Source organism: Nocardia sp. NPDC058244 (genome assembly GCF_042882065.1).
Taxonomy (GTDB): Bacteria; Actinomycetota; Actinomycetes; order Mycobacteriales; family Mycobacteriaceae; genus Nocardia.
Genome location: NZ_JBHVWX010000008.1, coordinates 324548 through 351231 on the forward strand (window position 1 = coordinate 324548; position 26684 = coordinate 351231).

General features: G+C 73.0%; 1 protein-coding gene and 1 pseudogene. Both read left to right on the plus strand.

Annotated features, from left to right (window positions below):
• Positions 1-16: 16 nt before the first annotated feature.
• Positions 17-10792, plus strand: a pseudogene (locus ACFVW6_RS26000) (type I polyketide synthase); the annotation flags it as partial.
• Positions 10789-26625: a type I polyketide synthase gene (locus ACFVW6_RS26005; RefSeq protein WP_378822929.1), complete on the plus strand. Its 15837-nt coding sequence runs from the start codon at positions 10789-10791 to the stop codon at positions 26623-26625. The pseudogene ACFVW6_RS26000 and the gene ACFVW6_RS26005, both read left to right, overlap by 4 nt.
• The last annotated feature ends 59 nt before the right edge of the window (positions 26626-26684 follow it).

Below are 26684 nucleotides of genomic sequence, written 5' to 3' on the forward strand. Positions count from 1 at the left end.
AGCAGGAGTTCCACCGATGGCCGACAACGACGAGCTACGCCGGTATCTGAAGAAGACCGCGAAAGAGCTGTACGAGACCAAGCAGCAGCTCCGTGAGCTCACCGATCGGTCGCAGGAGCCGATCGCCATCGTCGGCATGGCCTGCCGGTACCCCGGCGGCGTGCGGTCACCCGAGGACCTGTGGCGGGTGACCGCGGACGGGGTGGACGCGGTCGGGGCCTATCCGGGCGATCGCGGCTGGGACCTGGAGCGCCTCTTCGACACCGACCCGGACGCGCCCGGCACCGTCTACACCCGCGACGGCGGATTCCTCGACGCCATCGGTGATTTCGACGCGGCGTTCTTCGGGATCGGCCCGCGCGAGGCGGCCGCGATGGACCCGCAGCAGCGGCTGATGCTCGAGGCGTCCTGGGAGGCGCTCGAGGACGCGGGGATCGACCCGGTGTCGTTGCGCGGCAGCGATACCGGGGTGTTCGCGGGTGTCATCCACCAGCACTACGGTCCGCGCATCGGGTCGGCGGCCATCAGCGCCGAGACGGAAGGTCATGCCTACCTCGGCGTCTCGAACAGCGTGCTGTCCGGGCGGATCGCGTACTCGTTCGGGTTCAAGGGCCCGGCCATCTCGGTCGACACCGCCTGCTCGTCCTCGCTGGTGGCCTTGCATCTGGCCTGCCAGGCCCTGCGTCAGGGTGACGCCACCCTCGCGCTGGCCGGTGGCGTCACCGTGATGTCGGATCCCTCCCTGCTGATCGCGTTCGCGCGGCAGCGCGCCCTGTCCCCGGACGCGCGCTGCAAGGCGTTCGCGGCCGCCGCGGACGGGACGGGCTTCTCCGAGGGTCTCGGCGTGCTGGTGCTGGAGCGGCTGTCGGACGCGCGGCGGCTCGGGCATCCGGTGCTGGCCGTGGTACGTGGCAGCGCGGTCAACCAGGACGGCGCGAGCAACGGCCTGACCGCGCCCAACGGTCCGTCGCAGGAGCGGGTCATCGCGCAGGCGCTGGCGAACGCGGGTCTCGAGCCCGCCGACATCGACGCCGTGGAGGCGCACGGGACCGGCACGATGCTCGGCGATCCGATCGAGGCGCGGGCGCTGATCAGCGTCTACGGCGCGCGGCGCGCGGGCGCGCCGCTGCGGCTGGGCTCGCTCAAATCGAATGTCGGGCACACCTCGGCGGCGGCCGGCGTCGGCGGCGTGATCAAGATGGTGCAGGCCCTGCGCCACGGTGTCCTGCCGAAGACCCTGCACGTGGACGCGCCGACACCGCACGTGGATTGGTCGGCGGGCACCGTCGAGCTGCTGCGGGACAACGCGCCGTGGCCCGCGGGGGAGCGGACCCGGCGGGCCGGTGTGTCGTCGTTCGGGGCCAGCGGCACCAACGCGCACCTCATCCTCGAGGAAGCACCCGCCGAGCCGGTCGACGACGAGGCCGCGCCGGTCGCGACCCCGGTCGGGCCGGAGGTCGTGCCGCTGATCCTGTCCGGCAAGTCCGGCGACGCCCTGCGCGCCCAGGCGGATCGCCTGCGGCAGTGGCTGATCGGCGAACCCGACCGCGATGTCCGGGAGGTGGCGCACGCGTTGACGACCTCGCGAGCGCTGCTGGAGTGGCGGGGCGCGGTCGTCGGCCGGGACCGGGACGAACTGCTCGCCGGTCTGGCCGAGCTGGCGACGGGCGCGCCCGGCGCGTTGACGGCAACGGCGACCGCGGAGCGCACGGCGTTCCTGTGCACCGGTCAGGGCGCGCAGCGCGTCGGCATGGGCGCGGACCTGTACCGCGCGTTCCCGGTGTTCGCGGCGGCGCTGGACGGGCTGTGCGCCGCCTTCGATCCGCTGCTCGGGCGGTCGCTGCGCGAGGTGATGTTCACCGACACCGACGGCCTGCTCGACCGCACCGAGTTCACCCAGCCCGCCCTGTTCGCCTTCGAGGTGGCGATGTGCCGGCTGGTCGAATCCTTCGGTGTGACACCGGATTTCCTGATCGGCCATTCGATCGGTGAGCTGGCGGCCGCGTACGTGGCCGGGGTGTGGTCGCTGCCGGACGCGTGCGCGCTGGTGGCGGCGCGGGGCAGGCTGATGGGCGCGCTGCCGGTGGGCGGCGCGATGCTCGCGGTGGCGGTCACCGCCGAGCGCGCGGGCGAGATCGTCGCGGGTCTCGGTCCGCGGGTGTCGATCGCGGCGGTGAACGGTCCGTCGTCCTCGGTGCTGTCCGGGGAGGCCGACGCGATCGAGGAGATCGAGCGACAGCTCACCGCCGAGGGGGTGCGGACGAGCCGGTTGCGGGTCAGCCATGCCTTCCATTCGGCGCGGATGGAGCCGATGCTGGCCGAATTCCGCACGGTGGCAACCGGTATCACCTACGCGGCGCCGCGGGTGCCGATCGTGTCGAACGAGTCCGGTGAGCTCGCGGACGCGACGGTGACCGATCCCGAGTACTGGGTGCGGCAGGTGCGTGGCTGCGTGCGGTTCGCGCCGGGCGTTGCCGCCCTGGTCGCGGCGGGCGCGCGGCGTTTCGTCGAGCTGGGCCCGGACGCGGTGCTCACGGCCATGACCGGGGAGTGCCTGGCCGAGACGCCGGAGATCGAGTCGGTGTCGACGGTGGCGGCGCTGTCGCGGCGGTCCGTCGACGCGGTGACGCAGTTCGTCACCGCGCTGGCCCGGTTCCAGGTCGCGGGTGTGCCGGTGACGTGGGCACCGCTGTTCGCGGATCGGCCCACACCTCGGATCCCCCTGCCCACCTATGCCTTCCAGCGTCGGCGTCACTGGTTGCAGCCCGACCACAGCGGCTCGGCCGGTGCCTCGGATCATCCGATCCTGACGGGCGTGGTCGGCGTGGCGGGCACCGACGAGTGGCTGCTCACCGGCAGGCTCTCGCTGCGGACCCAGCCGTGGATCGCCGATCACATGACCTACGGCGTGGTGGTCGTGCCGAGCGCGACCCTGATCGAGTTCCTGCTCGCCGCGGGCACGCGGATCGGCTGCGAGGTCGTCGACGAACTCACCTTGCAGGCGCCGATCCTGCCGGCCGACGACACCGAGATCGAACTCCAGGTCCTGGTCCAGGCCGCCGACGCGACGGGACGTCGCCAGTTCGAGTTCTACTTCCGGACCTCGCCCGAGTCGGAGTGGGTGCACAACGCCACCGGCGCGCTCGCCGCCCGCTGGGACGGCGACGCGGCCCTGTTGGAGCGGCTGCGCGACGAGGACTGGCCGCCCGCCGACGCCGAAACAGTCGACAGCGACGGACTTCCGGCGCGGATCTCCCGGGATGCCGGGCTCGAGTACGGTCCGGCGTTCCTCGGCGTGCGCGCCGTGTGGCAGCGTGACGACGCCGTCTTCTCCGAGATCGCCCTGAACCTCGACGCGGCACCCGAAGCGGGCCGCCACGAGCTGCACCCGGCCCTGCTGGACATGGTCATGCACGCGGGTTTCGCCCAGTTGCTGTGGGGCGAGGGCAATCCCGATCCGGACACGGGCCGGCTGCTGTTCCGGTGGGGCGGTGCGCGCTTCCACACACCGGGGAAGGTGCCCCCGGAGGTGACCTCGCTGCGGGTCGTCGCGGTCGCGTCCGGCCCGGAGACCCTCTCGGTCGCGGCGATCGATTCCGAAGGCGCGCCGATCATCTCGGTCGACGCGGTCGTGATGCGCCCCTACGACGTCAAGGAGTTCCGGAGCACGGTCGCCGGTGCCGAGGCGAGCCTCTACGAGGTGCGCTGGGAGCCGGCCACGGACACCGCCGGGCCCGCCACCGTGGCGACGACGGCCACCCTCACGGCCACGACCGTGCCCGGGATCGACCTCGCGTTCGCATCGGTCGCGGACCTCGCTGCGGCGGACGCTGTTCCGGCTGTCGTGGTGTGGCGAGCCGGTGCGCGGGGCGCGCAGGGCCCGGAAGCGGTGCGCACGGCTGTCCACGACACCTCGGCCACGCTGAAGCACTGGCTCGCCGAGGAACGGCTGGCCGCCACCCGGCTGCTCGTCGTGACGACCGACGGCGCGGGAATGCCCGGTGAGACACCCGATCTCGCCGCCGCCGCGATCTGGGGTCTGGTGCGGAGCGCGCAGTCGGAGCACCCCGATCGCTTCGTCCTGATCGATGAGGACCCGGCCACACCACTGGACCTCGAGCGGATCGCGGCCGCGGTGCGCTCCGGCGAACCGCAGGTGGCGATCCGCGGTGACCGGCTGCTGACACCGCGACTGGTGCGCGCGGCCACCGCCGACCCGGCACCGGTGTCCGTCGGCGACGGAACCGTGCTGATCACCGGCGGCACCGGTGGGCTCGGTGCCCTGTTCGCCCGCCACCTCGTCACCGTGCACGGCGTCCGCGAGCTGGTGCTGACCTCCCGTCGTGGCCCCGAGGCACCGGGCGCCGCCGAACTGGTGGCCGAGCTCGCGCGGCTGGGCGCCGCGGCGCGCGTCGTGGCCTGCGATGTGGCCGACCGGGACGCGGTGCGCGCGCTGCTCGACGGCATCGGCACCGGGCTCACCGCCGTCGTGCACACCGCCGGGGTGCTCGCGGACGCCACCGTCGCCACGCTGACCGACGACCAGGTGGACCGGGTACTGGCCCCGAAGGTCGACGGCGCCTGGCATCTGCACGAGCTGACCCTGGACCGGACGCTGTCGGCGTTCGTGCTGTTCTCCTCGATCGCGACCGTGCTCGGCACGGCCGGGCAGGGCAACTACGCCGCCGCCAACGGTGTCCTCGACGCGCTCGCCCGGCGCCGCCGGACCGCCGGGCTGGCCGCCACCTCCCTGGCCTGGGGGCCGTGGAATCAGGGCAGCGGCATGACCGGCGACCTGGATCGCGCCGCGCTCGCCCGCTGGGACCGGCTGGGCACGAGCCCACTCGCGAACGCCGACGGCCTGCGCCTGTTCGACGAGGCGCTCGCCCACCCCGCGGCGTGCCTGGCGCCGACCGTGTTCGACGCGGGCGCATTGCGCCGGGAGACCGATCCCGCCGCTGTTCCCGCCGTCCTGCGCGGCTATGTGCGCCGCTCGACCCGCCCGGCGCAGACGGCGACGGCGGCGCCGGTGGGCTCCCTCGGTGCCCAGCTGGCCGAGATCCCCGAGGCACGTCGCGCCGAACTGATCCTGGACGTGGTGCTGGCCCAGGCCGCCGCGGTGCTCGGCCACGAGTCGGGCAGCGATATCCGGCCCGACCAGCGCTTCGACGAGATCGGCTTCGACTCCCTCGGCGGTGTGGAGTTCCGCAACCGGCTCGGCAAGGCCACCGGCCTGCAACTGCCATCGACCCTGGTGTTCGACCATCCGACCCCGGCGGCGGTGGCCGCGCTGGTGCAGTCCCGCGTCACCCCGGCGACCGGTGCGCCCGTCACCAAGACCGTGCGCCGGGTCAGGGCCGACGAGCCGATCGCGATCGTCGGCATGGCCTGCCGGTTCCCCGGCGGCGTCGAATCACCGCAGCAGCTCTGGGATCTCGTCGCCGCCGGGGTCGACGCGACCGGCGAGTTCCCCGCCGACCGCAGCTGGGATCTGCCCCGCCTGTTCGACGCGGACCCGGACACGCCGGGGACCGTGTACACCAATCGCGGCGGATTCCTCTACGACGCGGGCGATTTCGATCCCGGCTTCTTCGGGATCAGCCCCCGCGAGGCGTCGGCGATGGACCCGCAGCAGCGGTTGCTGCTCGAGGTGTCCTGGGAGGCGCTGGAGGACGCGGGCATCGACCCGATCTCGTTGCGCGGCAGCGATACCGGTGTGTTCGCCGGCGCGGGGGCCTCGGGCTACGTCGACCGCGTGGTCGGCGACCTGGAGGGCTATCGGCTCACCGGCACGACCAGCAGCGTGATCTCCGGGCGCGTGGCCTACGTCCTCGGGCTGGAAGGCCCCGCGGTCACCGTGGACACCGCGTGCTCGTCGTCGCTGGTGTCCCTGCACCTGGCCTGCCAGGCGCTGCGGCAGGGGGAGAGCTCGCTGGCGCTGGCCAGCGGTGTCACCGTCGCGGCGAGTCCCTACCTCTATGTCGACTTCGCCCGGCAGCGCGGCCTCTCGCCGGACGGGCGCTGCAAGGCGTTCTCCGACGCGGCCGACGGCGTCGCCTTCGCCGAGGGCGTGGGCGTGCTGGTGCTGGAACGGCTCTCCGACGCCCGCCGCCTCGGCCACGACGTGCTGGCCCTGGTGCGCGGCACCGCCGTCAACCAGGACGGCGCGAGCAACGGGCTGACCGCGCCGAACGGCCCGTCCCAGGAACGGGTGATCGCCCAGGCGCTGGCCAGCGCCGGACTCACTCCCGCCGACGTGGACGCGGTGGAAGCGCACGGCACCGGCACCCCGCTGGGTGACCCCATCGAGGCCAACGCGCTGATCGCCGCCTACGGCCAGGACCGGGGCGAGCGCGAACCGCTGCGCATCGGCTCGATCAAATCGAATATCGGGCACACGGTCGCGGCGGCCGGGGTCGGTGGCGTGATCAAGATGGTGCAGGCACTGCGCCACGAGACCCTGCCCGCGACCCTGCACGCGGAAGTGCCGTCCCCGCACGTGGATTGGTCGGCGGGGGCGGTGCGCCTGCTGACCGAGCCGGAACCGTGGCGCGCGGGCGGGCCGGTGCGCCGGGCGGGTGTGTCGTCGTTCGGTGTCAGCGGCACCAACGCGCACGCCATCCTCGAGGAAGCGCCCGCCGTCCGATCGGTCGTCGCGGAGCGGGCCGCCGACGGTCCGCGCACGGTGCCGCTGCTGGTGTCGGCCAAGAGCCGGACCGCGCTCGCGGCCCAGGCGGCGCGCCTGCGGACCTGGCTGCTCGACCACCCCGACGCCGACCCGGCCGACGTGGCGTACTCACTCGCGACGAGCCGCGCGCAGCACGAATACCGCGCGGCGGTCCTCGGCGGCGACCGCGACGACCTGCTGGACCGGTTGGGCAAGCTGGCCGCCGGGACCCCGTCGACCGGCGTGGTGTCCGGGACGGTGGGCTCCGGCAAGACCGCGTTCCTGTTCACCGGTCAGGGCGCGCAGCGCGTCGGGATGGGTGCCGAGCTGGCGCGAGCCTTCCCGGTCTTCGCGACGGCGCTCGACGAGGTGTGCGCCCGGTTCGACCCGCTGCTGGGATGTTCGCTGAAGCAGGCGATGTTCACCGGACACCTGCTCGACGATCAGGGCGTCGCGGCGGCGGATGGGACCCTGGACCGCACCCGGCTCACCCAGCCCGCGCTGTTCGCCTTCGAGGTGGCGCTGTACCGGTTGGTGGAATCGTTCGGGCTCGTCCCGGATCTGGTGATCGGCCACTCCATCGGCGAACTGGCCGCCGCGCACATCGCGGGCGTGTGGTCCCTCGACGACGCCTGCCGGCTGGTCGCGGCGCGCGGCGCGCTGATGGACGCGCTGCCCGAGGGCGGCGCAATGCTGGCCGTCGCCGCCACCGAGGCCGAAGTTGCCACGGCCGTAACGGAATTCGCGGATCGGGTGTCGATGGCCGCGGTGAACGCGCCCACCGCCGTGGTGATCTCCGGCGACGAGGACGCCGTCGACGCGCTCGATCGGCAGTTCGCCGAGCAGGGCCGCAAGACCAGCAGGCTGCGGGTCTCGCACGCGTTCCACTCGCATCGGATGGAACCGATGCTGGCCGAGTTCGATGCGGTGGCGGCAGGCATCACCTATCACGCTCCTCGAATTCCGCTGGTGTCCAACGTCTCCGGCGAGCTCGCCGGAGACGAGATCCTCGCCCCGGCGTACTGGGTCGCGCAGGTGCGCGGCGCGGTCCGGTTCGCGCCGGGTATCGACACCCTGGTGGCCTCGGGCGTGCGCCGATTCCTGGAGATCGGTCCCGACGCGGTCCTCGCGGCGATGACGCGCCAGACCCTGCCCGCCGAGATCGAGGAGCGATCCACGGTCGCCGCGGCCGCCCGCCGCGACCACGACGAGGTCGAGCAGTTCCTGACCATGCTCGCCACCGCGCACACCGCCGGAGCGACGCTGGATTGGACCGGGCTGTTCACCGCGGGCCGGGTGGCGCGAGTCGGCCTGCCCACCTACGCCTTCGAGCACCGGCGGTTCTGGCTCGACGCCGCGCCGGTCGGCACCGGCGCGGCACCGGCGCAACATCCGCTGCTCACCGACGTGGTGCGGGTGGCAGACCGGGACGAATGGCTGTTCACCGGTCGCCTGTCGCTGCGCACCCATCCGTGGATCGCCGACCACATGACCTACGGCGTCGTGCTCGTCCCGAGCGCCGCGCTCATGGAGATGCTGCTGGTCGCCGGCGCGCGCATCGGGTGCGGCGCGGTCGAGGAGCTCACCCTCGAGTCGCCGATCCTCCCGCCCCCGGAGGGCGCCGTGGAACTCCAGGTCCTGGTCCGGGAACCGGATGCCGCGGGGCGCCGGTCGTTCACCTTCCACTACCGGCTCGCCGACGCGGCCGATTCCGAGTGGACGCGCAATGCCAGCGGCGTGCTGAGCGGTCATCAGCTCACCGACATCGGGCTGATGGAGATGCTGCGCGCCGAGCCGTGGCCGCCGGTCGGCGCGGCACCGGTCGATCCCGCCTGGATTCCCGCGCAGGTGGGCCGGGTGGCCGGACTGGAGTACGGTCCGTCCTTCTACGGCATCGACGGCGCGTGGCGCACCGGCGACACCATCTTCTCCGAGGTCACGCTGAGCCCGGAGGTGCCCGCCGACCGGTTCCAGCTGCATCCGGCGCTGTTCGACATGGTGATGCACGCCGGGCTCGTCTGCCTGATCTGGTCCGACGAAGCGAACAACCCGGCCGAGGGCAAGCTGCTGTTCCGCTGGGGCGCGACCCGCTTCCACACCACCGCGAAGGTGACGTCGCTGCGGGTGATGGCCATCCAGCGCGACAGCGAGACCATCACGGTCGTGGCCGTCGACCAGGACGGCAACCCGGTCGTCTCCATCGACGAAGTGGTCATGCGCTCCTACGACGTCCAGCAGTTCCGCGCCAATCTGGCCGGTGGCCGCGCGGGCCGCTACGGGGTGCGCTGGACGGCGGTCGGCACGCCGGACGGACTCGCGTCGGCGGGCAGTGCCGCCGTCCTCGGTGCCGCCCCGGTCCTCGGGATCGACGAGCACCACCCGGATCTGGCGGCGCTGGCGGCGGGCTCGGTGCCCGACCTCGTCGTCTGGTCCGAAGCCGCGGCAGCGCACCAGGAGTCGGCGCCAGGGGATCGGGTGCAGGCCGCGCTGGCGACGGTGCGCGGCTGGCTGGCCGACGACCGGTTCGCCCGATCGCGACTGGTCGTGGTCACCCGGCGGGCGGCCGGACTGCCCGAGGAGACACCGGATGTCGCGGCGGCGGCGGTCACCGGTCTGATCCGCAGCGCGCAGACCGAGTACCCCGGACGGATCGTGCTGGTCGACGCCGACGCGACGCCCGTGTCGGCGGAGGCGATCCGGGCCGCCATCGCGACCGGTGAGCCGCAGGTGGCGGTGCGCGGCGACCGCGTCCTGTCCCCGCGTCTCGAGCCGGTGACCACCGTGGTCACCGACCCCGTCGCCTTCGGCCGGGGCACGGTGCTGATCACCGGCGGCACCGGCGGATTGGGTGCCCTGCTGGCCCGGCATCTGGTGACCACCCACGGCGTGCGGCAGCTCCTGCTGGTGTCGCGGCGCGGCGCGAGCGCCGACGGCGCTGCGGAACTCGCCGAGGCGCTGACCGGGCTCGGGGCCGAGGTGCGGATCGCCGCGTGCGATGTCACCGACCGGGCCGCACTCCGTGACCTGCTGCTCGACATCCCGGCGGAGCATCCGCTGACCGGTGTCGTGCACACCGCGGGTCTGTTGGCGGACAGTACTTTCCACGCCCTCACCGCCGAGCAGGTCGATCGGGTGTTCGCGCCGAAGGCCGAGGCGGCCTGGCACCTGCACGAGCTCACCCGCGATCTCGACCTGTCCGCGTTCGTCCTGTTCTCCTCGATCGCCGGCGTGCTCGGCTCGGCCGGACAGGCGAACTACGCCGCCGCGAACAGCTTCCTGGACGCGCTGGCGATCCGGCGCCGGGCCGAAGGACTGCCCGCGCTGTCGCTGGCCTGGGGGCCGTGGCAGCAAGACATCGGCATGACCGGCACCCTGGACCGGCTCGCCCTGAGCCGGATGGAGCGACTCGGCCTCGCCCCGCTGGACCGCGCCGACGGCCTGCGCCTGTTCGACGACGCGCTGACCACCGCCGACCCGGTGCAGGCCCTGGTCCACCTGGACACCGACAAGCTCCGCCTCGAAGCGCACACCGGCCCGGTGCCCGGCGCTCTGCGCGGCTTCGTCCGCACCAGGGACCGGGCTGCCGCGGCCCCGAGCAACGAGCCCTCGCTCGGCGAGCGCCTGCACGGCGTGGCCGAGCCGAAGCGGCGCGGTCTGGTCCTGGACCTGGTGCGCGACACCGTCGCCGCGGTGCTCGGCTACGGCTCGGCCGACGACATCGCCCCCGATCGCGGCTTCGACGAACTCGGCTTCGACTCGCTCGGCGCCGTCGAGTTCCGCAACCGGCTCTCGACCCTGACGGGCCTGTCGCTGCCGTCGACCCTGGCGTTCGACTACCCGACCGCCGGTGACCTCGCCGACTACCTCCTGGCGCGGACCACCGTCGTCGCACCGGCCACCCCGGCGGTGACGCCCGACGACATCGCCCGGCTGGAGTCGCTGCTCGACCGGATCATCGCCACCGCGGGCGATGACGACGACACCGTCGCCGGCCTGCGCGGCGTCAACAACCGCCTGCGCACCTACCTGTCCGGCCGCTGGCCCGACAGCGAGTACGACGATCTCGACCTGCCCTCCGGCAGTGAGCTCTTGGATTTGATCGACGAGGAGTTTGGCCCAGCATGAGCAACCCCGGCACCAGCAACGAGGAACGACTCAGCCGGTATCTGCGCAAGCTCACCGGAGACCTCCGCGCCGCCAAGAAGCACATCGACCAGCTCGAGGAGCGGGCCGCCGAACCGATCGCGATCGTCGGCATGAGCTGCCGGTATCCCGGTGGCGTCGAGACCCCGGCCCAGCTGTGGGATCTGGTCGCGACCGGCACCGACGCGGTCGGCCCGTTCCCGGCCGACCGCGGCTGGGACCTCGAGCGCCTGTTCGATCCGGACCCCGACGCGGCGGGCGCGATCTACACCCGCGAGGGCGGGTTCCTGGACGCGGCGGGCGATTTCGACGCCGGGTTCTTCGGGATCGGGCCGCGCGCCGCCGAGGCGATGGACCCGCAGCAGCGGTTGTTCCTGGAAGCCGCCTGGGAGGCGCTCGAGGACGCGGGCATCGACCCGGTGTCGTTGCGCGGCAGCGACACCGGGGTGTTCGCCGGCGTGATCCATCAGGACTACGGGCCGCGCGTCGGCTCGCCCGGACTGACGGCCGAGGCGGAAGGCCATGCCTACCCGGGTGTTTCGGCCAGTGTGCTGTCGGGGCGGGTGTCGTTCACCTTCGGCCTCAAGGGTCCGGCGCTGTCGGTGGACACCGCCTGCTCGTCCTCGCTGGTCGCCCTGCACCTCGCCTGCCAGGCGCTGCGCCAGGGTGACACCTCGCTCGCCCTGGTCGGCGGCGTGACCGTGATGTCGGATCCCACCCTGCTGATCGCCTTCGGCCGCCAGCGCGCGCTGTCGCCGGATGCCCGGTGCAAGGCCTTCGCGGCCGGGGCGAACGGCACCGGCTTCTCCGAGGGTCTCGGCATGCTGGTGGTCGAGCGGCTCTCGGACGCGCGCCGCAACGGCCACCCGATCCTCGCGGTGGTGCGCGGTACGGCCGTCAACCAGGACGGCGCCAGCAGCAGGCTGACCGCGCCCAACGGTCCCTCGCAGGAGATGGTGATCGCGCAGGCGCTGGCCAATGCCGGTCTGACGCCCGCCGATATCGACGCCGTCGAGGCGCACGGCACCGGCACCACCCTCGGCGACCCGATCGAGGCCCAGGCCCTGATCGCAGCGTACGGCCGGGACCGCACCGGTGCTCCGCTGCGCATCGGCTCGCTCAAGTCGAACATCGGTCACACCTCCGCCGCGGCGGGCGTCGGCGGTGTGATCAAGATGGTGCAGGCGATGCGCCACGAAACACTGCCCGCGACATTGCATGTCGACGCTCCGACCCCGCATGTGGACTGGTCGGCGGGCACGGTGCGGGTGCTCACCGAGGCGGAGCCGTGGCCCGCGGGCGAGCGGGTGCGCCGGGCCGGCGTGTCCTCGTTCGGCGCCAGCGGCACCAACACCCACGTCATTCTCGAGGAAGCCCCGGCCGCGGTCGAGGCCGCCGCACCGGAGGAAGACGACGCGCCACCGGCCGTGGCGCTCGGCGTCACCCCGGTGCTGGTCTCCGCGAAAACCGAAGCGGGCCTGCGGGATCAGGCCGCCAAGGTGCTGCGGTGGGTGACCGACCACCCCGAACTCGGCGTCGACGACATCGGCTATTCGTTGTCGACCACGCGTGCCCGGCTGGAGTGGCGCGGTGCGTTCGTGGCCGCCGACCGGGACGGACTGCTCGCCGGGCTGACCGCCCTGGCGGAGTCGTCGCCGGCCGGTGGGGTGACCACGGGCCAGGCGGTGCTGCGCAAGACCGCGTTCCTGTGCACCGGCCAGGGCGCGCAGCAGCACGGCATGGGACGCGCGCTGTCCGCGGCGTTCCCGGTGTTCGCGGCCGCGCTGGACGAAGTCTGCGCGCAGTTCGACCCGCTGCTGGGAATCTCGCTGCGGCAGCTGATGTTCGACGGCTGCGACGCCGCGCTGCACCGCACGGAGTACACCCAGCCCGCCCTGTTCGCCTATGAGGTCGCGCAGTACCGGCTGTGGGAATCGTTCGGTGTGACAGCGGATGTCCTGCTCGGTCATTCGATCGGTGAGCTGGCCGCCGCCTATCTGGCCGGTGTGTGGTCGCTGCCGGACGCGTGCCGGCTGGTGGCGGCGCGTGGCCGCCTCATGGGGCGGCTGCCCGAAGGCGGCGCGATGCTGGCGGTCGCGGCGAGCGAGGCCGAGGTCACCGAGGCGCTCGTGGCGCACCCGGGCACGGTGTCGATCGCCGCGGTGAATTCGCCGACCTCCGTGGTGGTTTCCGGTGACGAGGACGCGGTCACGGCGCTGGAGCGGCTGTTCGCCGAGCGCGGCCGCAAGACGTCCCGGTTGACGGTGTCGCACGCGTTCCACTCGCACCGGATGGACGCGATGCTGGCCGAGTTCGAGTCCGTCGCCAGGGAGGTGACCTACCAGCGTCCGCAGCTCCCGCTGGTCTCGAACCTGTCCGGTGAGCTCGCCGGTGACGAGCTGCTGGACCCCGCCTACTGGGTGCGGCAGGTCCGGGAGGCCGTGCGGTTCGCCCGTGGCGTGGACACGCTGGTGGCCTCGGGTGTGCGCCGGTTCGTCGAGATCGGCCCGGACGCGGTGCTGTCCGCGATGACGCGGCAGTGCCTGCCGGACGAGATCGAGGCGCAGTCGCTGGTGGTCGCGGGCGCGCGGCGCGGGCAGGCCGAGGTCGAGCAGTTCGTGCGTTGTGTCGTCGCCGCCGAGGTGGTCGGTGTGGAGGTCGACTGGGCGGCGTTCTTCGCGTCGCGACCGGTCGCCCGGGTGTCCTTGCCCACCTATGCCTTCCAGCGCCGTCGCTACTGGCTCGAGACCTCCGTCGGCGCCGCCGATGTCGAGTGGGCCGGGCTGGGCGCGGCGCGTCATCCGCTGCTGGGTGCGGTGGTGTCGGAACCGGAGTCCGGCGGTGTCCTGCTGACGGGACGGCTGTCGGTCGCGACCCAGCCCTGGCTGGCCGACCACGTGGTCGCGGGTGCGGACCTGCTGCCCGGCACCGGGTTCGTCGAGCTGGCGTTGCGCGCGGGTGCCGAGGCCGGGTATCCGGTGGTCGAGGAATTGACCCTGCAGGCACCGCTGCTCCTGCCCGCCACGGGTGGGACGCAGATCCAGGTGGTGGTCGGCGGGACCGACGACGACGCGCTGCGCCGGTCGGTCGCGATCTACTCGCGCGGCGAACACGACCGCGACGGACAGTGGCTGTTGCACGCGCGCGGGCTGCTCGCCGGGGAGTCCGCGGCGCTCGACGCCGCCCCGCAGACCTGGCCGCCCGCCGCGACCGGCATCGATGTCGCGGCCGCCTACACGGCACTGCTGGCCCGCGGCTACGACTACGGACCCGCCTTCCAGGGTGTCCGAGCGCTGTGGCGACGCGGCGCCGAGGTGTTCGCCGAGGTCGCGCTCGACACCGAAACCGGTGTCCGGGCCGAAGGATTCGGTATCCACCCGGCCCTGCTGGACGCGGCCATGCAGGCCGGTCTGCTCGCCGGTGTGCTGGACGGCGCGCCGGAGTCACCGTTCACCATCCCGGCCGGACAGGTGGTGCTGCCCTTCTCCTGGGAGTCGGTCTCGCTGCACGCCGCCGGAGCATCCGTCCTGCGCGTGCGGCTGGTGTCGACGGGGTCGTCGGTCGCCTGCACCGCGACCGACGACCAGGGCCGGCCGGTGCTGTCGGGCACGCTGACGACCCGGCGGACGCCACTCGACCAGCTCACCGCCGGTGTGGCGAAGCCCGCCGCGCCCCTGCTCGCGCTGACCTGGTCACCGGTCACGACCGAACCCGCCACGGCGCCCCCGGCCCTCGGCCGGTGGGACGACCTGGACGCGGAGTCCTCGGTACCGCCGGTGGTCGTCGTCGAGGCCGGGTCCGGCTGGTCCGCGACCACCGACCCGGACGTGGTGGCCTCCACCCACGCCGAGGTCACCCGCATTCTCTCCGTGATCCAGCAGTGGCTGGCGCAGGAGCGCTTCGCCACCAGCACCTTGCTCATCGCCACCCGGGGCGCGGTCGCGCTCCCCGGCGACGACCTCCCCGGTGCCGCCGTCTGGGGCCTGGTGCGTTCCGCCCAGTCCGAGGACCCGGGCCCCATCGTCCTGGTCGACACCGACACCGCCGTCGACCCGAGCCTGGCGGCCATCGTTCTGGCCGTGGGCGAACCGCAGGTCCTCGTCCGCGACGGTGTAGTCCACACCGCCCGCCTGACTCGCCCGGACAGCCGCACGGGGGCTACCGCCGGCCTCGCGGGGGCTGCCACTACGGGTGCGGGCGCTGCGGGTACTGGTGCGGATGCTGCCGCCGTCAGCACAGGTGCTGCGGCTCCCGGAGCAGGACTCGGCGCTCCCGGAGCGAACGCCGCGGTCACCGACTCGACCGACGTCGCGGGCTTCGGGGACGGGACTGTCCTGATCACGGGTGGTACCGGTGGTCTGGGTGGGGTGATCGCTCGGCACCTCGTGGCCGGGTACGGGGTGCGGTCGCTGCTGCTGGTGAGTCGCCGGGGTCCGCGGGCCGAAGGCGTGGACACGCTGGTCGCCGAGCTGGCCGAGTCCGGTGCACGGGTGCGGGTGGTAGCGGCTGATGTCACCGATGCCGCCGCGGTGACCGCGCTGCTGGCCGAGGTGCCCGAGCAATCGCCGTTGACCGGGGTGATCCATGCCGCCGGTGTGCTCGACGACGGGGTCATCGGCTCGTTGACCCCCGAGCGGATCGACAACGTCCTGGCGCCGAAGGCCGATGCCGCCTGGTATCTGCACGAGGCGACCGCCCACCTGGATCTGTCGGCGTTCGTGGTGTTCTCCTCGGCGTCGGGCACCGTCGGCGGCCCCGGGCAGGGCAACTACGCCGCCGCCAACACCTTCCTCGACGCGCTCGTGGCGCAGCGTCGAGCCACCGGGCTGGCGGGTCAGTCGCTCGCGTGGGGTCTGTGGGCTCGCTCCAGCGGCATGTCCGGACAACTCGGTGACACCGACGTGGCCAGGATGAGCCGCACCGGATTCACCGCCATGCCGGACGACCAGGCGCTCGCCGGCTGGGACGCGGCCCTCGCGAACGGCACACCGCACGCGGTGATCGCCGTCCTCGACACCGCCGCGATCCGGGCCCAGGCCGAGGCCGGACTACTGCCGCCACTGCTGCGTGACCTGGCGCCCGCGACCCGCCGGACCGCCGCCTCGACGGTGGTGTCGGACTTGCGGATTCGGCTCGCGGGCGCGGACGCCGACCGCAGGCGGCAGCTGGTGCTCGACACCGTGCGCACCCACATCGCGGCTGTGCTCGGACACGACAGCGCGTCTGCGATCGATCCCGCTCGCGCCTTCCAGGATCTCGGCTTCGATTCGCTGAGCGCGGTCGAGCTGCGCAACCGGCTCAAGACCGTCACCGGTCTCGCCCTGCCCGCCACGGTCGTCTTCGACTATCCGACACCGCAGGCACTGGCCGAGCACCTGGCCGACGAGTTCCTCGGCACGACAACCGATATCGATGTCACGGCGGGCCGGGCGGTCGACGGCGATCCGATCGCGATCGTCGGCATGGCCTGCCGGTACCCGGGCGGGGTCGGCACGCCCGAGGACCTGTGGCGACTGGTCGCCGACGGTGTCGACGCGGCCTCGGAGTTCCCGGTGAACCGCGGCTGGGATACCGCGCGGATCTACGACCCCACCGGCGAGAAACCGAACACCACCTACACGTGCGAGGGCGGATTCCTGCACGACGCGGGCGCTTTCGACCCCGCGTTCTTCGGCATCAGCCCCAACGAGGCGGCCGCGATGGACCCGCAGCAGTTCCTGCTGCTGGAGAGCTCGTGGGAGGCCTTCGAGCGGGCCGGTGTCGATCCGGCGACCCTGCGCGGCACCGCGACCGGCGTCTTCACCGGCATGATGTATCACGACTACCCGGTCAACGCGAACTCCGGTTCCATCGCCTCCGGCCGGGTGTCCTATGTCTTCGGGCTGGAGGGACCGTCGGTCACCGTCGACACCGCGTGCTCGTCGTCGCTGGTCGCCCTGCACCTGGCCGCGCAGTCGCTGCGGTCGGGGGAGAGCGATCTGGCGCTGGCCGGTGGTGTGGCCGTGATGGCGACCCCGGAGACCTTCGTGGAGTTCAGCCGCCAGCGTGGGCTGGCGCCGGACGGGCGCAGCAAGTCCTTCGCCGATGCCGCCGACGGTGTCGCCTGGTCCGAGGGCGTCGGCGTGCTCGTGCTGGAACGGTTGTCCGACGCGCAGCGCAACGGTCATCGGGTGCTGGCGGTCGTCGCCGGCTCGGCGGTCAACCAGGACGGCGCGTCGAACGGCCTGACCGCGCCGAACGGTCCGTCGCAGCGCCGGGTGATCCGGCAGGCGCTGGCCAACGCCGGGGTCTCGCCGGTCGAGGTCGATGTGGTCGAAGCGCACGGCACCGGAACGACTTTGGGTGATCCGATCGAGGCGCAGGCCCTGCTGGCGACCTATGGTCAGGATCGCGCCGAGGACCGCCCGCTGTGGCTGGGTTCGCTGAAATCCAATATCGGGCACGCGCAGGCGGCGGCCGGTGTGGGTGGCGTGATCAAGATGGTCATGGCGATGCACCACGGTGTGCTGCCGCGGACCCTGCACGTGGATCAGCCCAGTACCAAGGTGGATTGGTCCGCGGGACACCTCCGCTTGCTGACCGAGGCCGTCGCGTGGCCGGAGGTCGATCGACCGCGTCGCGCCGGGGTGTCCTCGTTCGGCATCAGTGGCACGAACGCGCACGTCATCGTGGAACAGGCGCCCCCGGTGGCGGATTCGACGCCGACGGACGACGTCACGGGATCGCTGCCGTGGGTGTTGTCGGCGCGCAGCGAAGAATCCCTCGCCGCCCAAGCGGCACGGCTGGGCACGCACCTCGGTGAATTCGCCGTCGAGTCGAAGGATGTCGGGTTCTCCCTGGTCTCCACGCGCGGTGTCTTCGAGCACCGCGCCGTGGTCCTGTCCGACGACCCGGATCGCCTGCGGGCGGGAATCGCGGCGCTGGCCGCCGGTTCGGCGGCACCCGGGGTGGTGACCGGCCGGGCGGTGGCGGGCACGACCGGCTTGGTGTTCTCTGGTCAGGGCGCGCAGTGGGCGGGTATGGCGTCCGAGCTGCGCGCCACCTATCCGCTGTTCGCCGCGGCCTTCGACGAGATCGTGGCCGGGCTGGATCCGCTGCTGGGGCAGCCGGTGTCGCTGAGCGAGGCGCTCTCGGCCGCGGACTCGGTCGACCGGACGGTGTTCGCGCAGGCGGGCCTGTTCGCCTTCGAGGTGGCGCTGTTCCGGCTGCTCGAATCCTGGGGTCTGCGTCCGGACGTGGTGGCCGGTCATTCGATCGGTGAAGTGGCCGCCGCTCATGTCGCGGGGGTGCTGTCGCTGGGTGACGCGTGTGCCCTGGTGGCGGCACGCGGCCGGTTGATGCAGGCGCTGCCCGCGGGTGGCGCGATGGTCGCGGTGGGTGCGCCGGAAGCCGAGGTGCTGCCGCTGCTGGGCGACGCGGTGTCGATCGCCGCGGTCAACGCCCCTGCGGCGGTGGTGCTGTCCGGACCCGAGGACGCCGTCACAGCCGTCGCCGAGGCGTGTGCCGAGAACGGCTGGCGGACACATCGTTTGCGGGTTTCGCACGCTTTCCATTCGGCTCTGATGGAACCGATGCTGGCCGAATTCGCCACGGTGGTAGGCGAATTGACTTTCGCGCGGCCGAGTATCGACCTCGTGTCGACCGTCACCGGCCGCCGGGTCGAAGACGAGCTGTCGGACCCGGCCTACTGGGTCGAGCAGGTCAGGGCGACGGTGCGGTTCGCCGACGCGGTCGCCACCATGGCCGAGCTGGGTGTGACCAGGTTCGCCGAGGTGGGACCCGACGCCGTCCTCACCCCGATGATCACCCAGATCATCGACGCCGCGACCGTGGTGGCGCTGGCCCGTCGCGACCGGGCCGACGCGTCGTCGGTGCTGACCGGTGTCGCGGGCCTGTTCGTCGCGGGCGCGGCCGTGGCCTGGACCGGGCTGTTCCCCGGCGCGCGGCGCGTCGACCTGCCCACCTACGCCTTCCAGCACGAGCGGTTCTGGCTCGACGCCAAGCAGGCGCTGGCGAAGTCGTGGCTCGGTGCCGAGCTGGGCGGCGTCACCGCGGTCGGCCTCGACGCGGTCGACCATCCGCTGCTCGGCGCCGTCGTCGCGCACCCGGAGTCGGGTGGGGTCAGCTTCACCGGCCGCTGGTCCGTGGACACCGTGCCGTGGCTGGCCGATCACAGCGTGCTCGGTGTGGTGCTGCTGCCGGGCACCGGATTCGTGGAACTGGCCGGGTATGTCGGCGGGCTGCTCGGCTGCCCGATGGTGGACGAGCTCGTCCTGCACACGCCGCTGACGGTGCCGTCCGAAGGCAGCGTCGCGGTGCAGGTCGTGGTGGCCGCGCCCGATGACGCCGGTCGCCGGCGGCTCGGCGTGCACTCCCAGCAGACCGCCGACGGCCCCTGGGCCCTGCACGCCGAAGGCGTGCTGGCGCCGGCCGAGACGACCGCCGACTTCGAGCTGACCGCCTGGCCACCGGCCGGTGCGGAGCCGATCGACGTCGACAGCGCCTACGACGAATTGCTCGATGTCGGGTACGGATACGGCCCGTTCTTCCAGGGCTTGCAGGCGGCCTGGCAGCGTGGCGACGAACTGTTCGCCGAAGTGGCGCTGCCCGATCCGCGCGATGCCGAGGGCTTCGGCATCCATCCCGCGCTGTTCGACTCGGCCCTGCACGCCGGGATCGTCCACGGGCTGCGTGGTGGTGTCGACGGCTTCCCGGCGCTGCCGTTCACCTGGAACCAGGTCGTCGTGCACGCGGCGGGCGCCGCCGCAGTGCGCGTCCGGATCGTGCTGGACGGCACCAGGTATGCCCTCCAGCTCGCCGATGGCCAGGGGCAGCCGGTCATGTCGGTGGGCGCTCTCGTCTCGCGGCCCGTCTCGGCCGAACGGCTGGGCGCGGACCGGATCTCGGAGTCGCTGTTCGCGGTCGACTGGGTGCCCGTGGCAGCGGTGGGCGAGCCGGTCCGCCTCGCGCTGGTGGGTGCCGTGGGTGCGGGCGAGGTGCCCGGGTACGCGGATCTCGCGGCCCTGGTCGCCGACCTCGACGCGACCCCGGAACCGGTGATCCCCGAGGTCGTCGTGCTCGTCGCGCCGGATCACCCGGGCACGGCGCCCGAGGCGGCCCGCGACGTGCTCGCCGAGGTCCTCGGCTCGGTGCAGCGATGGCTGGCCGATCCGCGGTGGGACGGCGCGCGTTTGGTCGTGCTCACCTCGCACGCGGTGCACGCCGACGAGGTGAACCTGGCACAGGCGCCGGTCTGGGGGCTGCTGCGCGCCGCGCAGGCCGAGCACCCGGGCCGCCTCCAGCTCCTCGATCTGGACACCGAGCCCGATCCGGTTCGGATCGCGTCGGCTGTGGCCGCCGGGGAACCCGAGGCGGCGCTGCGCGGCGACACCCTGCTCGTCCCGCGCCTGACCAGGGCCACTCCCGGCACGGTCGCGCGGTCGCTCGACAGCGGCACGGTCCTGATCACCGGTGGCACCGGCGGTTTGGGCGCGGTGTTCGCGCGGCACCTGGTGACCGCGCACGGCGTGCGTCGGCTGCTGCTGACCTCCCGGCGCGGCGCGGCCGCGACCGGTGCGGCCGAATTGCGTTCCGAGCTGGCCGCACTCGGCGCCGAGGTGACCATCGCCGCGTGCGATGTGTCCGATCGCGCCGCGCTGGCCGCCCTGCTCGCCACCGTGCCTACCGAGCATCCGCTGGTCGGTGTGGTGCACGCGGCGGGCACCGCCGACAACGGGCTGATCGAGGCGCTCACCCCGGAGCGGATCGAGCGGGTCCTGCGGCCCAAGGCCGACGCCGCCTGGCATCTGCACGAACTCACCGCGGCGTCCGCGCTGTCGCTGTTCGTCCTGGTGTCCTCGGCGGGTGGCCTGGTCCTGCCCGCCGGGCAGGCGAACTACGCGGCGGCCAATGTCTTCCTCGACGCCCTCGCCGCGCACCGGCACCGGCTCGGACTGCCGGCGACCGCGCTCGACTACGGCATGTGGGCGCGGGCCACCGGCCTGGGCACCGAGCTGTCCGAAGCCGACTTCGACCGGATGCGCAGGCAGGGCTTCCCGCCGCTGACCGAGGCGGAGGGGTTGGCGCTGTTCGACGCGGCCATCGCCACCGACGCGGCCCAGCTGGTGCCGCTGCGGGTCGACCCGGCCGTGCTGCGGACCCGCGGCGAGCAGATCCCCGCGCTGCTACGCGCGATCGCCCCCGCACCGGCGCGTCGTCCCACCCGGACGGCCGCGGGCCAGGCGTTCCTGCGCACACTGGCCGGGCTGTCCGACACCGATCGCGGCGGCGCGCTGCTCGAACTGGTCCGGACGGTGGCCGCCGACATCCTCGGCCACGCCTCGGCCGACGCAGTCGTCGCCGATCGGCCGTTCCAGCAGCTCGGCTTCGACTCGCTCGGCGCCGTGGGGTTCCGCAACAAGCTCAACACCGCGACCGGTCTGCACCTGCCCGCCACCCTCATCTTCGACTACCCGACCCCGGGGATCGTCGCGGAGTTCCTCGATTCCCAGCTCACCGGCACGGTGACGGCCGAGCAGCGGGTGGTCGGCCGGGTCCGCGCCGACGACGATCCGATCGCGGTGGTGGCCATGAGCTGCCGCTACCCGGGCGGCGTCGCCTCGCCGGAGGACCTGTGGCAGCTGGTGAGCTCGGGTGGGGACACCACGGGGGACATGCCGCGCGATCGCGGCTGGGACCTGGACGGCATCTACGATCCCGAACCCGGCAGGGCGGGCAAGACCTACACCCGGCGCGGCGGATTCCTCTACGAGGCCGCCGAATTCGACGCGGACTTCTTCGGGATCAGCCCGAACGAGGCGACCGTCATGGACCCGCAGCAGCGCGTGCTGCTCGAGGTCTCCTGGGAGGCGCTCGAGCGGGCCGGGCTGGATCCGGCGGTGCTGCGCGGGAGTTCGACCGGTGTGTTCACCGGCGTGATGTACCACGACTACGCGCAGGGCTCCGGGACCGGCAGCAGCGCCGCGGGCAGCCTGGTCTCCGGCCGGGTGTCGTACGTGTTCGGGCTCGAGGGTCCGTCGGTCACCGTGGACACGGCGTGCTCGTCGTCGCTGGTGGCGCTGCATCTGGCCGCGCAGTCGCTGCGCTCGGGGGAGTGCGAACTCGCCCTGGCCGGTGGTGTGGCCGTGATGGCGACGCCGGACATGTTCCTCGAATTCGGTCGTCAGCGCGGGCTCTCGCCGGACGGACGGTGTAAATCGTTCTCCGACACCGCCGATGGTGTCGGCTGGTCCGAGGGTGCGGGTGTGCTGGTGCTGGAACGGCTCTCCGATGCTCGCCGCAACGGTCATCAGGTGCTGGCGGTGCTCGCGGGTTCGGCGGTCAACCAGGACGGTGCGTCCAACGGGTTCACGGCACCCAACGGTCCGTCGCAGCAACGGGTGATTCGCCAGGCGCTCGCCAATGCGGGGGTGGCGGCGGTGGAGGTCGACGCGGTCGAAGCGCACGGCACCGGAACGACTTTGGGTGATCCGATCGAGGCGCAGGCCCTGCTGGCCACCTACGGCCAGGAACGGGCCGACGATCGCCCGCTGTGGCTGGGTTCGCTGAAGTCCAATATCGGCCATGCGCAGGCGGCGGCCGGTGTGGGTGGCGTGATCAAGATGATCATGGCGATGCGCCACGGTGTGCTGCCGCGCACCCTGCACGCGGATCGACCCAGTACGAAGGTGGATTGGTCCGAGGGACATGTCCGTCTGCTGACGGAATCGGTCGCGTGGCCGGAGGTGGATCGGCCGCGGCGTGCGGGCGTGTCCTCGTTCGGCATCAGTGGGACGAACGCCCACGTCATCGTGGAACAGGCACCGCCGGTGGCGGATTCGCCCACCCCGATCGCACCGCTCGGCGAGTCGACCCCGTGGGTGCTGTCCGCCCGCAGCGGCGAGGCGCTGGCCGATCAGGCCGCACTGCTGGCGGCCCGGGTCGGCGACCTCGACCCGATCGATCTCGGCTTCTCGCTGGCCTCGACGCGGAGCGTCTTCGAGCACCGGGCTGTCGTCCTGACCGGCGACCGGTCGGCGGAGCTACGGGCACTGGCCGACGGCGCCGAGACGCCGAACGTGGTGCACGGCAAGGTGTTCTCTGGTTCGACGGGCTTCGTCTTCTCCGGCCAAGGCGCGCAGTGGGCGGACATGGCCACCGGGCTGCGCGCGGCCTACCCGGTCTTCGCGGAGCACTTCGACGGCATCGTCGATCGGCTGGAACCGCTGCTGGGACAGCCTGATTCGCTGGCGACCGCCCTCGGCGACGGAGATCTGCTCGCCAGGACGGTGTTCACCCAGGCGGGCGTGTTCGCCTTCGAGGTGGCGCTGTTCCGGCTGCTCGAATCGTGGGGTGTGCGAGCCGAGGTGGTGGCTGGTCACTCGATCGGCGAGATCGCCGCCGCGCACGTGGCAGGCGTGCTGTCGCTCGACGACGCGTGTGCGCTGGTGGCGGCGCGTGGCCGGTTGATGCAGGCGCTGCCCGCCGGTGGCGCCATGGTGGCAGTCGGCGCGGCGGAGGCCGAGGTGCTGGACGTGGCCGCGCGGCTCGATGCGAAGGTGTCGATCGCGGCGGTCAACGGACCGGCCTCGGTGGTGCTGTCCGGCGGCGACGCCGAGGTCGCCGCCGTGGTCGAACGCTGCGTCGAGCAGGGGTGGCGCACCCACCGGCTCACGGTGTCGCACGCCTTCCACTCGGCGCTGATGGAACCGATGCTCGACGAATTCAGCGCTGTTGTAGCGGGTTTGAGCTTCGACAAGCCCGCGCTGACGCTGGTCTCCACGGTGACCGGCGCCAGGGTCACCGACGAGATGACCGATCCCGCCTACTGGGTGCGTCAGGTGCGCGACACCGTGCGCTTCGCCGACGCGGTGACCACCATGGCCACGCTCGGGGTGAGCCGCTTCGCCGAAGTCGGGCCCGACGCCGCCCTCACGCCGATGGTCGCCCAGACCCTCGACACCGCGACGGCGGTCGCGCTGACCGTGCGCGGCGACGGGACGCCCGCGACCCTGCTGACCGGCCTCGCCCGGCTGTTCGTCACGGGCACGACGGTGGACTGGGCCCGCCTGTACGCCGGGACCGGCGCGCGCCGAGTCGACCTGCCCACCTACGCCTTCCAGCGCCGTCGGTACTGGCTGACCGAAGGGTCGACCGGCGGTGGTGACGCACGATCGATGGGCCTGGTGTCCACCGGGCATCCGCTGATCTCGGCGGTGATCGCCCAGCCGGACTCCGACACGGTGCTGCTCACCGGCCGCCTGTCGACCGCCACCCAGCCGTGGCTGGCCGATCACCGGGTGCACGACGCCGTGCTGTTCCCCGGGACCGGCCTGGTCGAACTCGCCCTGCACGCCGCCGACCGGGTCGGTGGCACGACCCTGGACGAGCTGGTGCTGCGGGCGCCGCTGGTGCTGCCGGAATCCGGTGGCGCGGCGCTGCGCGTCGTCGTCGGCGACCGGGACGACACCGGCCGTCGCCCGATCCGGATCTACTCCAGCCCGGACGACGGCGATACGGTGTGGACCCTGAACGCCGAAGGCGCCGTCGGCACGGACCCGAGCACGCCCGGTGCCGACCTCGCCGCGTGGCCGCCCGCGGGCGCGCGGCCGCTGCCGATCGACGACGGCTACGACGGACTGCGCGCGGCAGGCTACGGCTACGGCCCGGTCCTCCAGGGCCTGCGGGCGGCGTGGCTCCGCGGCGACGAGGTGTTCGCCGAGGTCGCCCTGCCCGAACCCAGGCTCGCTGACGGGTTCGGCCTCCACCCAGCCCTGTTCGACTCGGCGCTGCACGCGCTGCTGCTCGCCGGGGAATTGCCCACGGCGGGAGCGGCTCTCGCGTTGCCGTTCGAGTGGTCCGGTGTCACCGTGCACGCCGCGGGCGCCACCGCGCTGCGGGTGCGGATGACCCGGGTCGGCGACCACGGTGTGGTGCTCGACCTCGCCGACCCGTCGGGTGCGCCCGTCGCCACGGTGCGCAGGCTCGCGTCCCGGCCGATGGACCCGGCGCAACTCGTCGCCGGTGCCTCCGTCGTCGGGTCCGCGCTGTTCGATGTCGGCTGGACGCCGATCACGGTGGCGGAGAACACGATCGAGACCGTGTCGTGGGAACGGCTCGGCGCGACCGTCCCGCCCGCGGTGCTCCTGGACTGCCCGGCGGGCGACGATCCCGCCACGGTGCGGGCCGCGACCCATCGGGTGCTGCGTGCGGTGCAATCCTGGCTGGCCGACGCGCGATTCGCCGACTCGGTCCTCGTCGTGCGCACCACCGGTGCCGCCGCCGTCGCCGACACGGACCGCGTCGACCTGGCGGGCGCCGCCGTCGGCGGCCTGGTGCGGGCCGCGCAGTCCGAGAGTCAGGGCCGAATCGTCCTGGTCGACAGTGACACCGACCCCGGCCCGTTGCTCGGTGGCATCCTCGCCACGGGCGAACCGCAGGTCGCCGTGCGCGGCGCGACGGTGCATGCCGCGCGACTGCGCCGGATCGCCACCACCGCCCTCGGTTCCGCGCAGGCCCCGGCCTACGACCCGGCGGAGACCGTGCTGATCACCGGCGCCGGTGGTCTGCTCGGCGGAATGTTCGCCCGGCACCTGGTCGCCACGCACGGCGTCCGGCGGCTGCTGTTGCTGAGCAGGCGGGGCGAAACCGCGCCCGGCGCGGCCGAATTGCGGGCGGAGCTGGCCGAATGCGGTGCCGAGGTGCACTTCGCCGCCTGCGATGTCGCCGATCGGGACGCGCTGGCCCGTGTGCTCGCCGACATCCCGGCCGGGCATCCGCTGGCCGGGGTGTACCACCTGGCCGGTGTGCTCGACGACGGCGCCATCGCCTCGCTGACCCCAGACCGGCTCGACACGGTCCTCGGCCCCAAGGTCGACGCTGCCCTGCACCTGGACGAGTTGACCACGGGCCTGCCGCTGCGGGCGTTCGTGCTGTTCAGTTCGGCAGCGGGCGCTTTCGGCAATACCGGCCAGGGCAACTACGCGGCCGCCAACGCCTGCCTGGACGCGCTCGCCGCCCGGCGCAGGGCGGCGGGCCGGCCGGGGCAGTCGCTGGCCTGGGGTCTGTGGGACGGCGGCATGGCCGGGGAACTCGGCGACGTCGACCGGCTCCGGATGACCCGCACCGGCATGCTGCCGCTGTCGCGGGCCCACGGTCTCGCGCTGTTCGACGCCGCGGCCCAGCTCGACATCGCGGCGCCGATCCTGGCCAGGATGAACCTCGACGTCATGCGCGACGCGGGCTTCGCGCCCGCGCTGCTGGCCGGGCTCACCACCCCGCGCCGCAAGGCGGCCGACGGCACCGCCGCCGCGCTGCGCGCCCGCCTGGCGGGCACTCCGGCCGGGGAACGGCTCGGGGTGCTGGTCGAGCTCGTGCGCGACCGGGGCGCGGCGACCCTCGGACACCGGAACGGGACCGTGATCGATCCCGACAAGGCGTTCAGCGATCTGGGTTTCGACTCCATCACCGCGCTCGAATTCCGCAACAGCGTGCAAGCCGCGACCGGACTGGCCCTGCCGGCCACGCTGGTCTTCGACTATCCGACACCCGCCGCCCTGGCCGAGTACCTGCACGCGGAACTCACCGACCACCCGGCCGCTGACCCCGGGGCCGACCAGCCGGACGACGAGATCCGCCGCGCTCTGCAGACCATCCCGCTCGCGCGGCTGCGCGAGGCGGGCTTGCTCGACGCCCTGCTCCAGCTGACGCAGGGACCGGACGACCCCGGCGGCGACGACCCGGCCGACCCGGCCGACGCGATCGACGATCTCGACCTCGACGATCTGATCGAGCTGGCCTTCCACTCGGAGGACTGACCGAGATGTAACCCGCATCGAAAGACAGCCTCCCGATAGACATTTCGCCGGAGTGTTCC